Source organism: Mycobacterium sp. THU-M104 (genome assembly GCF_049197365.1).
GTDB lineage: Bacteria > Actinomycetota > Actinomycetes > Mycobacteriales > Mycobacteriaceae > Mycobacterium.
Map to the genome: position 1 here is coordinate 1 of NZ_JBMIOP010000047.1, position 13,769 is coordinate 13,769.

The following is a 13,769-nucleotide window of genomic DNA, read 5'->3' on the forward strand; positions in this document are numbered from 1 at the left end:
ACAACGGCGGCGACGCCCTGTGGGCCGCGACGTTCGTGCGCCGTCGCGGCGCGTCCGCCGACGCGGTCCTGCTCGATCCGGACCGCGCCCACCCCAAGGCGTTGGCCGCGTTCCGCAAGGCGGGCGGCCGTGTCGTCGAAAGAGTCTCCCCGAACACTGATCTCGTCATCGACGGGGTGGTGGGTATCTCCGGGTCGGGGCCGCTGCGGCCGGCCGCGGCCGCGGTGTTCAAGGCGGTGGACGACGCGGCCATCCCGGTGGTTGCCGTCGACATTCCCAGCGGGATCGACGTGATGACCGGGGCGATCACCGGTCCCGCCGTGACCGCCGCCGTGACCGTCACCTTCGGCGGGCTCAAGCCGGTGCACGCGCTGGCCGACTGCGGCCGCGTGGAACTCATCGACATCGGCCTGGACCTGCCGGGCCCGCCCGCTGTCGAGGCGCTGGGGTTCGAGGCCGCCGACGTGCTGGCGCGCTGGCCGGTGCCCGGTCCCCGGGACGACAAATACACCCAGGGGGTGACCGGCGTGATGGCCGGCTCGTCGACGTACCCGGGCGCGGCCGTACTGTGCACGGGCGCCGCCGTCGCGGCCACCTCCGGCATGGTCCGCTACGCCGGCAGCGCGCACGCCGAGGTACTCGCACGGTGGCCCGAGGTCATCGCCGCACCCACCCCGGCAGCAGCCGGGCGGGTGCAGGCCTGGGTGGCCGGGCCCGGGTTGGGTACCGACGAGACCGGCGCCGGGGCCCTGACGTTCGCGCTGGGCACCGACCTGCCGGTGATCGTCGACGCCGACGGGCTGACCATCCTGGCGACGCGACCCGAGTTGGTGGCCGACCGTGAGGCGCCGACCGTGCTGACTCCCCACGCCGGGGAATTCGCCCGGCTCGCCGGGCACCCGCCCGGCGACGACCGGGTCAGTGCCTGCCGCACGCTGGCCGACGAGTTCGGTGCCACGGTGCTGCTCAAGGGCAATGTCACCGTCATCGCCGACGCCGGCGGCCCCGTTTTCCTCAACCCGGCCGGGCAGTCCTGGGCCGCCACTGCGGGCTCGGGCGACGTGCTGTCCGGGATGATCGGCGCGCTGTTGGCAGCGGGCCTGCCGGGGGCCGAGGCGGCCGCGGTGGCCGCCTTCGTACACGCCCGCGCCGCGGCGTCCTCGGCTGCAGATCCCGGCCCCTCAGACGCGCCGACCTCGGCGTCGAGAATCATCCCGCACATCCGGGCCGCCCTGGCCGCCTTGTAGAAGCAAGGCTGCCGGCCCCAAGACGACCCCAAGAAAGGAACCGCATGCCCCATCACCCCTCCATGGCCGCGCACTCGATCGCGCCCGCGTACACCAGCCGCCTGTTCACCGCCCCGATCCCGGCGCTGCGCCTGCCCGAGGAGTCGATGAACCCTGACGCCGCGTACCGCTTCGTCCACGACGAATTGATGCTCGACGGCAGCTCGCGGCTGAACCTGGCCACGTTCGTCACCACCTGGATGGACCCCGAGGCCGGCAAGCTCATGGCCGAGACGTTCGACAAGAACATGATCGACAAGGACGAGTACCCCGCGACCGCGGCCATCGAGCAGCGTTGCGTGTGCATGGTGGCCGACCTGTTCCATGCCGACGGGCTGCGTGACGACGATCCCCACAGCGCCTGCGGGGTGTCCACGGTCGGCTCCAGCGAGGCGGTGATGCTCGGCGGGCTGGCGATGAAGTGGCGCTGGCGCCAGAAAGTCGGGTCCAAAAAAGGGGGAGGCTGGGCGAAGCGGACCCCGAATCTGGTGATGGGCTCCAACGTCCAGGTGGTGTGGGAGAAGTTCTGCCGCTACTTCGACGTCGAGCCCCGCTACCTGCCGATGGAGGTGGGTCGCTATGTGATCACCCCCGAGCAGGTCGTCGATGCCGTCGACGAGGACACCATCGGCGTGGTGGCGATCCTGGGCACCACCTACACCGGGGAGCTCGAACCCGTCGCCGAGATCTGCGCCGCGCTGGACACACTGGCCGCCGCCGGGGGCGTCGACGTTCCCGTGCACGTCGACGCGGCCAGCGGCGGTTTCGTGGTGCCCTTCTTGCAGCCGGAACTCAGGTGGGATTTCCGGCTGCCCCGCGTCGTGTCGATCAATGTCAGCGGGCACAAGTACGGGCTGACCTACCCCGGCGTCGGCTTCGTGGTGTGGCGCAGCAACGAGTACCTGCCCGAGGAGCTGGTCTTCCGGGTCAACTACCTCGGCGGGGACATGCCGACCTTCACGCTGAATTTCTCCCGGCCGGGCAACCAGGTGGTCGGGCAGTACTACAACTTTTTGCGCCTGGGTCGCGAGGGTTACACCAAGGTGATGCGGACGCTGTCGGGTACGGCGCGCTGGCTGGCCGAGCAACTGTGCGCCCGCGAGCATTGCGAGGTGATCTCGGACGGCTCGGCGATCCCGGTGGTCGCCTTCAAACTCGCGGGCAACCGTGGGTACACCGAGTTCGACGTCTCCCACGAGCTGCGAAGCTACGGCTGGCAGGTGCCGGCCTACACGATGCCCGACAACGCCGCCGACGTGGCGGTGCTGCGTGTCGTGGTGCGCGAGGGGATGTCGGCCGACTTGGCCCGGGCACTGCACAACGACATGGTGTCTGTGCTGGCGTCGCTGGACAGGGTCGAGCCTGGCGGACACCACGGCGAACAGCACTTCGCGCACTGACCCGGGTGGCTTGTCACATCCGCCACAGTGGTCCCCGTCGGGAGACGGTCCTCTTTTTGCCCGCCTCGCAGCGACAACGCCTGGCAGGCAGCCTGCGACGCGCGTTGTCGCTCTGAGGCGGGCGCATCGTGTGCCGCTCGGCCCAGAGACTGGTGTGGCGGTTGCGCCCCATGGGCCGCGAGTGACTCGCTGCACGGTGAACGTGCCGGAACGATTCTGGGACAATATCGTCCGTGGCCGTTACGCCGACATCCCTGACGCCAGGCGTTCTGGCCGAGGCCGTGGTTGACCTGGGCGCCATCGAGCACAACGTGCGGGTGCTGCGCGAGCACGCCGGCCACGGCCAGGTGATGGCCGTCGTCAAGGCCGACGGCTACGGCCACGGGGCCACCCGGGTTGCCCGCGCTGCGCTGACCTCGGGGGCTGCCGAGCTGGGCGTGGCCACCGTCGACGAGGCGCTGGCGCTGCGCGCGGACGGGATCGCCGCACCGGTGCTGGCGTGGCTGCACCCACCGGGTATCGACTTCGGTCCCGCCCTGCTGGCCGACATCCAGATCGCCATCTCCTCGCCTCGCCAGCTCGGCGAGCTGCTGGACGCCGCACGCCGCACCGGCCAGACGGCGACCGTCACCGTCAAGGCCGACACCGGGCTGAACCGCAACGGGGTCCCCCCGGCCCAGTTCCCGTCGCTGCTGGACGCGTTGCGCCGGGCCGTGGCCGAAGGCGCCGTGCGGGCGCGCGGGCTGATGTCGCATCTGGTGCACGCCGACCAGCCCGACAGCCCCATCAACGACGTCCAGGCCCGACGGTTCGCCGAGCTTCTCGCGACGGTGCGCGACCAGGGGATGCGGTTCGAGGTTGCCCATCTGTCCAATTCGTCGGCGACGATGTCGCGACCCGACCTGGCTTTCGACCTCGTTCGGCCGGGTATCGCCGTGTACGGCCTCAGCCCGGTCCCCGTGCTCGGCGACATGGGGCTGGTACCGGCGATGACAGTGAAATGTACTGTCGCGCTGGTGAAGGCGATCCGTGCCGGCGAGGGCGTGTCGTATGGCCACACCTGGATCGCCGACCGCGACACCAACCTGGCGCTGCTGCCGATCGGCTACGCAGACGGGGTGTTCCGCATGCTGGGGGGACGCCTCGACGTCCTGATCAACGGCAGGCGGCGGCCCGGCGTCGGACGGATCTGCATGGATCAGTTCCTCGTCGACCTGGGACCCGGAAAGCCTGACGTGGCCGAAGGCGACGAGGCGATCCTGTTCGGGCCGGGCGGCGGTGGCGAACCGACCGCACAGGACTGGGCCGATCTGCTCGGCACCATCCACTACGAGGTGGTGACCAGCCCCCGGGGACGTATCACCAGGACATACCGCGAGGCGGGAACCGTTGAGCGATGACCGAACCCGCCGGCGCCACTGGTTCAGGGCCTGGTTTGCGGGAGGTGCGGGTCTGACCGCGATCGCCGCCATCGTGGGGGCCTCGATCCGCCACTCGGTGACCCAGCGCTCGACCGCTGCCGACGATCCCTACGCCGACGAGGATTTCGACAGGATCGACGCCGACCGCAGCTATGTGGTCACCACCCCGGACGGAGTGGCGCTGGACGTCTGTGAGACGGGGCCCGTGGACGCCCCGTTGACGATGGTGTTCGTCCACGGCTTCTGTCTGCGTATGGGCGCCTTCCATTTCCAGCGGACCCGGTTGCCCGCGCGGCTGGGGCCGCGGGTGCGAATGGTCTTCTATGACCAACGCGGGCACGGCCGGTCCGGCGAGGGCTTGCCGCAGACCTACACGCTGGCCCAGCTCGGCGAAGACCTGGAAAGTGTGCTGGCAGCGGCGGCGCCGCGTAGGAAGATCGTGCTGGTGGGGCATTCGATGGGCGGTATGACGGTGTTGTCGCACGCCCGCCAGTTCCCCGAGGGATACGGAAAACGAATCGTCGGCGCGGCGCTGATTTCGTCTGCCGCCGAGGGGCTGCCCCGCTCACCGCTGGGTGAGTTGCTGAAAAATCCTGCGCTGGAGGCGATCCGGCTCACCACCAGGTCCGCACCCAGACTGGTGAACCACGGCCGCACCATGTCGCGATCAGTGATCGGCCCCGTGCTGCGGGCCGCGTCGTTCAGCGACCTCAAGGTCAGCCGGAGCCTGGATGCGTTCGCGCAGTGCATGATGAACGACACCCCGATCGCCACGCTGGTGGGGTTCCTGGACGCGCTGGAGCAGCACGACGAAACGGCCGGGCTGTGGACGCTGCTGCGGGTCCCGACCCTGGTCGCCTGCGGCGACCACGACCTGCTCACTCCGGATGAATACTCCCGCAAGATGGCTGCATGTATGCCGTTGTCCGAGTTGGTGATCGTCTCCGGGGCCAGCCACCTGGCACTGCTGGACAGGCCCGAGGCCATCAACGACGGGTTGGTCCGGCTCGTCGAACGGTCCCGGCCGGACGCGATGGCCCGGCCCTACCGCCGGATCCGGGAAAGGTTCGGGCGCCGTGGCTGAGTCGAGGTTCGGTGCCGGCGTCCCGACCCGGTGCACCGCCACCTGCGAGCGCGCCGAGGACACAATCGCGCTGGGGTCCCGGTTGGGCGAGCAGCTGCGCGCTGGTGACGTAGTCGTGCTCTCCGGACCACTCGGAGCGGGAAAAACGTTGCTGGCCAAGGGAATTGCCGCAGCCATGGATGTCGAGGGCCCGATCACCTCGCCGTCGTATGTGCTGGCGCGGGTGCATCGCCCGCGGCGGCCGGGCGCGCCGGCGATGATCCACGTCGACATGTACCGATTGCTGGACCAGCCCGGAGCCGACCTGCTGGGGGAACTCGACTCGCTGGACCTCGACACCGAACTGCAGGATGCGGTCGTCGTGGTGGAGTGGGGCGAGGGCCTCGCCGAACGCCTCGCCGAGCGGCACCTCGACGTCCGCCTGGAACGGGTCAGTCATTCCGACGTGCGGCTCGCGACGTGGCGGTGGGCCTCGTGAGCGTCATCTTGACCATCGACACCGCGACCGAGGCGGTGACGGCCGGGGTGGTGCGTCGCGACGATCTGGCCGTGCTGGCCGAGCGGGTCACCATAAGTGCCCGCGCCCACGCCGAACGGCTCACCCCCAACGTGCTCGCCGCGCTCGCCGACGCCGCGCTGAGGATGGTCGATCTCGACGCCGTCGTGGTGGGCTGCGGCCCAGGTCCCTTCACCGGCCTGCGGGTGGGTATGGCCAGCGCCGCCGCCTACGGGCACGCGCTGGGCATCCCGGTGTACGGGGTGTGCAGCCTGGACGCCATCGGCGTGCTCACCACCGGCGAGATCCTGGTCGTCACCGACGCCCGCCGCCGCGAAATCTACTGGGCCCGTTACCGAGACGGGGTCCGTACCGAGGGTCCGGCAGTCGGGCCACCGGCCGGCGTCGATCCCGGCACCGCGCGGGCGGTGGCCGGTTCGCCCGGGCACGCGGCGCCATTCGGCCTGCCGCGCTGCGGCCCCGTCCATCCGACACCGGCCGGCCTGGTGGCCGCCGTCGGGGACTGGTCGGCGCCGCCGTCGCCCCTGGTGGCGCTGTACCTGCGCCGGCCCGACGCCAAACCCCTGACGGAGCGCCGATGACCGCCTGCGACGGGACCGTGTCCGTCGGCGCGTTGACCCCGGCCGACGCACAGCGGTGCGCTGAACTCGAATCGCAGCTGTTCGACGGTGACGACCCGTGGCCGCCGGCTGCGTTCACGCGCGAACTGGCCGGCCCGCATAACCACTATGTGGGCGCGCGCACCGCTGAAGCGCTGGTCGGTTACGCCGGCATCTCGCGACTGGGTCGCAGGCCGCCGTTCGAGTACGAGGTGCACACCATCGGCGTGGACCCCGCCTATCAGGGCCGCGGCATCGGCCGGCGGCTGCTCGAGGAGCTGCTGGCCTTCGCCGACGGGGCTGTGGTGTACCTGGAGGTGCGCACCGACAACGCGGCCGCGATCGCGTTGTACTGCAGTGTGGGGTTCGAGCAGGTCGGCCTGCGCCGCCGCTACTACCGCATCAGCGGCGCCGACGCCTACACGATGCGCAGAGAGGCGCACCGAAACCCATGACCGTCATCCTGGCCATCGAAAGTTCCTGCGACGAAACCGGAGTCGGCATCTCCCGGCTGGACGGCACCGGCAAGGGGGCCACCGTGACACTGCTGGCCGACGCGGTGGCCTCCAGCGTCGACGAGCACGCCCGGTTCGGCGGCGTGGTGCCCGAGATCGCCTCCCGGGCCCACCTGGAGGCGCTCGGCCCCACCATGCGCCGCGCCCTGGCGGCCGCCGGGCTCGAGCGGCCCGACATCGTGGCCACGACCATCGGGCCCGGTCTGGCCGGAGCCCTGATGGTGGGGGTCGCGGCGGCCAAGGCCTATGCGGCCGCCTGGGGTGTGCCCTTCTACGCCGTCAACCATCTCGGCGGGCATCTGGCCGCCGACGTCTACGAGCACGGCCCGTTACCTGAGTGCGTGGCGCTGCTGGTGTCGGGGGGACACACGCACCTGCTGCACGTGCGTTCGCTCGGCGAGCCGATCGTCGAGCTCGGCAGCACCGTCGACGACGCCGCCGGTGAGGCCTATGACAAGGTGGCGCGGCTGCTGGGTCTGGGCTATCCGGGCGGCAGGGTGCTCGACGAGCTGGCCCGCACCGGAGATCCCGAAGCCGTCGTCTTCCCCCGCGGCATGACCGGGCCGGCCGACGACCCGTGCGCGTTCAGCTTCTCCGGACTGAAAACCGCGGTGGCGCGGTATCTGGAGAGCACCCCGGATTTCTGTGCCGTTGACGTCGCCGCCGGATTCCAGGAAGCCGTTGCCGACGTGTTGACGATGAAAGCGGTGCGGGCCGCCACCCGGGCCGGCGTGTCGACCCTGCTGATCGCCGGGGGAGTCGCCGCGAACTCGCGGCTGCGCGAGCTCGCCGCGCAGCGCTGCGCGCAGGCCGGCCTGACCCTGCGGATCCCCGGGCCGCGGCGCTGCACCGACAACGGGGCGATGATCGCGTCGTTCGCCGCGCATCTGGTGGCTTCGGGCGCGCCGCCATCACCGCTGGATGTGGCCAGCGACCCGGGCCTGCCGGTGGTGCAGAGCCGGTTGCCTTAGATCTGAGGCGCCCACGGTAATGTCCCGTAGCCGGTCGCCTGGGTGACGATCAGCAGGTTGTCGCTGGTCGACCAGGCCTGGGTGAAGATGTCCATCGGGATCAGTTCATCCCGGCCGTTCGGTGTGCCGCTGTCGTTGAGGTGGACGACGTTGTCGGCGGTGTCGACCCCGGTGACGACGACGGCATGGTCGGCCTGTGTGCGTTGCCCCTGGCTCGGGGGATAGTTCCAGATCGTCTCCGCGTTGAGCGCTGCGATGACCTTGTGGCCGCCGCTGAGGTAGTCCTCGATCCCTTGCATGGTGTTGCCGGTCGTCACGTCTGACTGGATGCCGTAGCGCTGCAGGAGCATGACCATGTCCTGGGGTGACGTGCCGTCGAAGAAGTACACATCCCCGCCGTGCGCTTCGCTGGGGGTGAAGATTCCGCGCAGTTCGATGCCGATCTGCGTGGGTTCGTGGCCGGTGAGCTGGCCGACCACGTCGGCGACGGCCATCAGGCCGCAGTCTTGCTGATGCTGGTAGCGCCAGTAGGGCGCGGCGGCTTGCGGGTTGCCGTACATCTGGCCGCCCGGGTCGGCGGCGGCCAACACGGTGTCGGCCCCAGCGGACGCGACGAAGGCCGCGATGAACAACATGGCCGCGATCATGGCGCGCTTGGTGAGCAGGATCCTCGCGGGCATCTGTCCATTATCAACCCGGCGCGGATCTCGGGCAGCGCCCCGCGTGTAGGGGCTCTCAGGGAGGAAGCAACAGGCCCCCCTTGAGTGCTAGCACTCTCATGTATAGAGTGCTAGGTGGCAATCGGACGCCCCCTTGTGCCGGCACCCGCGACGACGGTGTGAGGGTACGGACGACTGCCAGACCACCTAACAAACGGACGGTTCGGGGCCACGCCGCGATCCGACCGCCAACTCCGGCCCGGGCGATGGTCCCGGGCCTGCTACCAACTAACTGGAGGGCTCCCATCGTGGCGAAGGTGAACATCAAGCCACTCGAGGACAAGATTCTCGTGCAGGCCAACGAGGCCGAGACCACGACCGCGTCCGGTCTGGTCATTCCCGACACCGCCAAGGAGAAGCCGCAGGAAGGCACCGTCGTCGCAGTTGGCCCCGGCCGCTGGGACGAGGACGGCGAGAAGCGGATTCCGCTGGACGTGTCCGAGGGTGACACCGTGATCTACAGCAAGTACGGCGGCACCGAGATCAAGTACAACGGCGAGGAGTACCTGATCCTGTCGGCGCGCGACGTGCTCGCTGTCGTATCCAAGTAACTCGTGTTCCGCCCCGGCGATCCCCGTGTGTTCCACGGGTGATTTCCGGGGCGGAATGCGTCAGTAGGTGGGAAGAAGGAACCTGATGAGCAAGCTCATTGCGTACGACGAGGATGCGCGTCGTGCCATCGAGGCGGGCGTGAACGCGCTCGCCGACGCGGTCCGGGTGACCCTGGGGCCGCGCGGCCGCCACGTGGTGATCGCCAAGTCCTGGGGCGGCCCCACGGTCACCAACGACGGTGTCACCGTCGCGCGCGAGATCGACCTGGAGGACCCGTTCGAGAACCTCGGCGCCCAGCTGGTCAAGTCGGTGGCCACCAAGACCAACGACGTCGCGGGAGATGGCACCACCACAGCCACGGTGCTGGCCCAGGCGCTGGTGAAGGGCGGCCTGCGCCTGGTCGCTGCCGGAGTCAACGCGATGGAACTCGGCGCGGGGATCGGCAAGGCCGCCGACGCGGTGTCCGAGGCGCTGCTCGCGTCGGCGACCCCGGTTTCCGGCAAGGAGGGCATCGCCCAGGTGGCGACGGTCTCCTCACGCGACGAGCAGATCGGCGAGTTGGTGGGCGAGGCGATGCACAAGGTGGGTACCGACGGCGTCGTCAGTGTCGAGGAATCCTCGACGATGAGCACCGAGCTGGAGTTCACCGAGGGTGTCGGCTTCGACAAGGGTTACTTGTCGGCGTATTTCGTGACCGACTTCGACGCCCAGCAGGCCGTGCTCGAAGACCCGCTGATCCTGTTGCACCAGGAGAAGATCAGCTCGCTGCCCGATCTGCTGCCCATGCTGGAGAAGGTCGCCGAAGCGGGCAAGCCGCTGGTCATCATCGCCGAGGACATCGATGGTGAGGCCCTGGCCACGCTGGTGGTCAACTCGATCCGCAAAACGCTGAAGGCCGTGGCGGTCAAGTCGCCGTTCTTCGGCGACCGGCGCAAGGCATTCATGGAGGACCTCGCGATCGTCACAGGCGGCCAGGTGGTCAACCCCGACGCCGGCCTGCTGCTGCGCGAGGTCGGGGTCGAGGTCCTGGGCTCGGCCCGCCGGGTGGTGGTCGGCAAGGACGACACCATCATCGTCGACGGCGGCGGTTCCGGCGAGGCGGTGGCCGGCCGCATCAAGCAGCTGCGCGCCGAGGCCGAGGCGAGCGACTCGGACTGGGACCGCGAGAAGCTGCAGGAGCGGCTGGCCAAGCTGGCCGGCGGGGTTGCCGTGCTCAAGGTCGGTGCCGCTACCGAGACGGAACTCAAGAAGCGCAAGGAAAGCGTCGAGGACGCCGTCGCGGCGGCCAAGGCGGCTGTCGAGGAGGGCATCGTGGCCGGCGGTGGTACGGCGCTCATCGGCGCCCGCGAGGCACTGAAAGACCTGCGGGCGTCGCTGACCGGTGACCAGGCGGCGGGGGTCGACGTCTTCTCCGACGCCCTGGCCGCACCGCTGTACTGGATCGCCGACAACGCCGGCCTGGACGGTGCGGTCGTGGTCAACAAGGTCAGCGGGCTGCCCGCCGGGCACGGCCTCAACGCCGCGACGCTGCGCTACGGCGACCTGATCGCCGACGGCGTCATCGACCCGGTCAAGGTCACCCGGTCGGCGGTGCGCAACGCGGCATCGGTGGCACGGATGGTGCTCACCACCGAGACGGCGATTGTCGAGAAGCCCGCCGAGGAGGAGGGCGACGGCCACGGGCATGGGCACGGGCATCATCACCACTAGTTCGCCACCAAGAGGGCGGGGGCTGGAACCTGTTGTGAGTTCCGGCCCCCGTTCTTGATGCCTCGCCCGACGAGCTCGAGAAAGTCGAGCGACGTCGAGTTCTCCATGCACTGATCACTTTCGCGGCGATCGCCCCGATTTACGGAAGCGGGGCGCACAAGAGGCTGTGTAATGTGTGTACACATGAGTACGCATAGTCTGCGGGATCTTCGCGGCAGCCTAGGAGCAGTGGTGCGGACGGTCGCCTCGACAGGCGAAGAAGCCATCATCACCGACAGCGGCACCGAGGTAGCGGTGATCATCAGCTTGGCCGACTACGAGCGGCTGCATGAGCACGCCGATGTCGTCGACGCACTTCGGCTGCGCGAGCTGCAGGCCAACTCGTTCCGCGCGGTTCCTCTGGCGGAGATGCTTGACGAACTCGGTGTCGATGCCGATGCGTTCGCGGCCGGATGAAGATCTCGTTTCATCCGGACGTCCTCAAGCAGTTGCAGCGACTCCCGCGTGCTGAATTGGAGGCGGCACTGCAGGTGGTCATAGGCCTGTCGAACGATCCACGACCGGCCAAAGCGAAGAAATTAGTTGGGAGCCAACGTGATTGGCGTGTGCGATTCGGGCATTACCGGGTGGTGTACGCCATCGACGACACCGCGGGCGAGATAACGGTTTTCAACGTGGCCAAGCGCAGCGACGCCTATCGGTGACGCGTTGGCGTCAGGTCCGGCCGGTGTTAGCGTCCGAGTAGCGCCGGGTCAATCGAGTGAGGCCAAACAATGGAAGAACCTCTACTGCTGCACCATCGCGACGAGCGCGGTGTCGTCACGCTGACGCTGAACCGCCCGAACGCTTTCAATGCGTTGTCGGAGGCCATGCTCGCGGCGCTCGGCGAGACCGTCGACGCGCTCGCCGACGACGGGGCGGTGCGTGCCGTCGTGCTCGGGGCGTCCGGCGCGGCCTTCTGTGCCGGCCACGACCTGAAGGAGATGCGGGCCGAGCCGTCGCTCGACTATTACCGGAGCCTGTTCGCGCAGTGCACGTCGGTGATGATGGCGCTTCAGCGCCTACCCGTACCGGTGGTCGCGCGGGTCCACGGCCTGGCGACCGCCGCGGGCTGCCAGCTCGTCGCGATGTGTGACCTCGCGGTGGCGAGCCGCGACGCGCGCTTCGCGGTCAGCGGCATCAACGTCGGGCTGTTCTGCGCGACGCCGGGAGTGGCGCTGTCGCGCAATCTGCCCCGCAAAGCCGCCTTCGAGATGCTCGTCACCGGGGAGTTCGTCTCCGCCGAAGAGGCGCGGGTGCTGGGGCTTGTCAACAAAGTAGCCGCACCCGAGGCGCTGGACGAGGCGGTGGAGGCGCTGGTGGCGAGGGTCGTCGCCAAGCCTCGCGTTGCCGTCGCAATGGGCAAGGCCCTCTTCTACCGCCAGATCGAGGCCGGAATCGAGGCCGCCTACCAGGACGCGGGCGCGACGATGGCCGCCAACATGATGGAGCCCTGCGCGCTCGAGGGCGTCCAGGCCTTCATCGAGAAGCGCCCGCCCCGCTGGACCGGGTGAGGGCCGCGCCGCGGTCGGCGAACCCTTTGGTGCGTCAGAGGCTTGCGATGAGATGCCCACCGCAACCGTGACGGTTCGCGCCTGGTCACGCATCCCTTCCGAGTTAGCAGGGTTAGCAGGGCGTAGCTCCTTCAGCCATCTCAGAACAGCTGCTCGATGAAGAACCGTTCCGCCAGATCGAGAACCTGTCCTGGGGCTATTGGCCTAAGCCGCTGAGCCAAAGCGGATGTCGTCGAGGTCTAGGGATGCACTGATCAATGCGCTATTCGGGGCTGCCGGTGTTGCTGGTGAGGCCGTGGCGGGCCGTCGTGGTGGCCTGTGCGGGCCCGTAGCCCCGGTGGGGGGTCTTGCGTGGCCGGTTTTGGGCAGGCCGGTGCCTGGCCGTCACCCCATCAGGGTGACGGCGCGGGTGCGCATGAGCCAGTTCGCCGAGGCGAACAGCACATGTAAATGATTGAGGTTCTTGGTGATTCCGCGGTAGCGGGTCTTGGTGAACCCGAAGTCGCGTTTGATAATCAAGAACGGATGCTCGACCTTGGCCCGCACCGACGCCTTGCGGGTCTCAATCGCCCGATCAACGGGATGCATCGTCTTGAGCTGGGTCTTGCGGGCAGCCACCCGCCACTGGATCTTCGACTTGTGCTCGTCTCGGGCGATCTCGGGACGCTTCTGCGCGCCCTGGTAGCCCGAATCGGTGTAGACCACCTCGTCGTCATCGCGCACCAGGTTGACCGCCTCGTCCAGGTCATGGGTGTTTGCAGGTGTGGCGGTCACCGTGTGGACGTACCCGGTGCCGGCGTCGACCCCGATGTGGCCCTTCATACCGAAGTACCACTGGTTGCCCTTCTTGGTCTGGTGCATGCCCGGATCACGGGCACCGGCGGCGTTCTTGGTCGAGGACGGCGCGGCGATGATCGTGGCATCGATGATGCTGCCCCCGCGCATGATCCAGCCTTCCTTGTCGAAGATCTGGTTCTGCGCGGCGAACAGCTTCTCCCCGAGCTTGTGCTCCTCAAGAAGGTGGCGAAACCCCAGCAGCGTGGTCGCATCAGGTACCTGCTCGACAGCGAAGTCCAGCCCCATGAACCGGCGCATCGCATAGGAGTCATAGATCGCCTCCTCCACGCCCTCATCCGACAGCGAAAACCACACCTGCAGCAGATACATCCGCAGCATCGTCTCGATCGGCTTGGCCTTACGGCCCCGCTTGCCCGGCGCCTCGGTGTAGTAGTGCGGCTCAATCAGCCCCACCCACACACCCCACGGGATCGCGGCATCCATCGTGACCAGGAACTGTTCCCGGCGAGAAACCCGCCGCCGGTTTCCGTATTCGATGTCGGTGAAACTGGGCTGCGCGGTGTTCATGACCTGCAATCATTTCCTGACACCGGCCACCCAGACCAGCCGACCCGCCGACCACCCAAAAATCAGTGGATCCCTAG

General features: G+C 68.7%; 15 protein-coding genes. 13 read left to right on the forward strand and 2 right to left on the reverse strand.

Annotated elements, in window-relative coordinates:
- The 8 genes from ACOJVU_RS04955 to tsaD all read left to right on the forward strand — a co-directional run.
- The coding region (locus tag ACOJVU_RS04955; RefSeq protein ID WP_421528769.1) for an NAD(P)H-hydrate dehydratase at positions 1–1,247 on the forward strand (1,247 nt) is incomplete at its 5' end.
- A 44-nt stretch (positions 1,248–1,291) separates the two neighbouring features.
- Positions 1,292–2,686: a glutamate decarboxylase gene (locus ACOJVU_RS04960; protein ID WP_421528770.1), complete on the forward strand. Its 1,395-nt coding sequence runs from the start codon at positions 1,292–1,294 to the stop codon at positions 2,684–2,686.
- 233 nt (positions 2,687–2,919) lie between these two features.
- Positions 2,920–4,086, forward strand: a complete 1,167-nt coding sequence (alr, locus tag ACOJVU_RS04965; RefSeq protein ID WP_421528771.1) for an alanine racemase — start codon at positions 2,920–2,922, stop codon at positions 4,084–4,086.
- 52 nt (positions 4,087–4,138) lie between these two features.
- Positions 4,139–5,191 carry an alpha/beta fold hydrolase gene (locus ACOJVU_RS04970; RefSeq protein WP_421528782.1) on the forward strand — a complete coding sequence of 351 codons (1,053 nt, stop codon included), beginning with the start codon at positions 4,139–4,141 and terminating at the stop codon, positions 5,189–5,191.
- Positions 5,184–5,669, forward strand: a complete 486-nt coding sequence (gene tsaE, locus ACOJVU_RS04975) for a tRNA (adenosine(37)-N6)-threonylcarbamoyltransferase complex ATPase subunit type 1 TsaE (RefSeq protein WP_421528772.1) — start codon at positions 5,184–5,186, stop codon at positions 5,667–5,669. Before ACOJVU_RS04970 ends, tsaE begins: the two co-directional genes overlap by 8 nt.
- Positions 5,651–6,289 (forward strand): tRNA (adenosine(37)-N6)-threonylcarbamoyltransferase complex dimerization subunit type 1 TsaB, encoded by a 639-nt coding sequence (gene tsaB / locus ACOJVU_RS04980; RefSeq protein ID WP_421528773.1) that lies wholly within the window; start codon positions 5,651–5,653, stop codon positions 6,287–6,289. The genes tsaE and tsaB overlap by 19 nt, the downstream gene beginning before the upstream one ends.
- Entirely contained in the window at positions 6,286–6,762 is a 477-nt protein-coding gene (rimI, locus tag ACOJVU_RS04985; RefSeq protein ID WP_421528774.1) for a ribosomal protein S18-alanine N-acetyltransferase, read from the forward strand. The genes tsaB and rimI overlap by 4 nt, the downstream gene beginning before the upstream one ends.
- Complete coding sequence (tsaD, locus tag ACOJVU_RS04990) at positions 6,759–7,793, forward strand: tRNA (adenosine(37)-N6)-threonylcarbamoyltransferase complex transferase subunit TsaD (protein ID WP_421528775.1); 1,035 nt, start codon at positions 6,759–6,761, stop codon at positions 7,791–7,793. The genes rimI and tsaD overlap by 4 nt, the downstream gene beginning before the upstream one ends.
- Here tsaD and ACOJVU_RS04995 read toward each other — a convergent pair.
- Positions 7,790–8,473, reverse strand: a complete 684-nt coding sequence (locus ACOJVU_RS04995) for a C39 family peptidase (protein ID WP_421528776.1) — start codon at positions 8,471–8,473, stop codon at positions 7,790–7,792. The genes tsaD and ACOJVU_RS04995 overlap by 4 nt on opposite strands.
- Positions 8,474–8,760: 287 nt before the next feature.
- Here ACOJVU_RS04995 and groES point away from each other — a divergent pair, with 287 nt between their 5' ends.
- From groES to ACOJVU_RS05020, 5 genes are all read left to right on the forward strand, one after another.
- A complete protein-coding gene (gene groES / locus ACOJVU_RS05000) occupies positions 8,761–9,063 on the forward strand; it encodes a co-chaperone GroES (protein ID WP_007167930.1) in 303 nt (100 codons plus the stop codon).
- A gap of 85 nt (positions 9,064–9,148) precedes the next feature.
- On the forward strand, positions 9,149–10,774 hold the full coding sequence (gene groL / locus ACOJVU_RS05005) for a chaperonin GroEL (protein ID WP_421528777.1): 1,626 nt from the start codon (positions 9,149–9,151) through the stop codon (positions 10,772–10,774).
- Positions 10,775–10,957: 183 nt separating this feature from the next.
- Positions 10,958–11,230 (forward strand): type II toxin-antitoxin system Phd/YefM family antitoxin, encoded by a 273-nt coding sequence (locus ACOJVU_RS05010; protein WP_421528778.1) that lies wholly within the window; start codon positions 10,958–10,960, stop codon positions 11,228–11,230.
- Positions 11,227–11,478, forward strand: coding sequence for a type II toxin-antitoxin system RelE family toxin (locus ACOJVU_RS05015; RefSeq protein WP_421528779.1), 252 nt, complete (start codon positions 11,227–11,229; stop codon positions 11,476–11,478). The genes ACOJVU_RS05010 and ACOJVU_RS05015 overlap by 4 nt, the downstream gene beginning before the upstream one ends.
- Before the next feature lie 69 nt (positions 11,479–11,547).
- On the forward strand, positions 11,548–12,327 hold the full coding sequence (locus ACOJVU_RS05020; protein WP_421528780.1) for an enoyl-CoA hydratase: 780 nt from the start codon (positions 11,548–11,550) through the stop codon (positions 12,325–12,327).
- 384 nt (positions 12,328–12,711) lie between these two features.
- Here ACOJVU_RS05020 and ACOJVU_RS05025 read toward each other — a convergent pair whose 3' ends face one another.
- Entirely contained in the window at positions 12,712–13,692 is a 981-nt protein-coding gene (locus tag ACOJVU_RS05025) for an IS5 family transposase (protein ID WP_421528781.1), read from the reverse strand.
- Positions 13,693–13,769 lie beyond the last annotated feature (77 nt).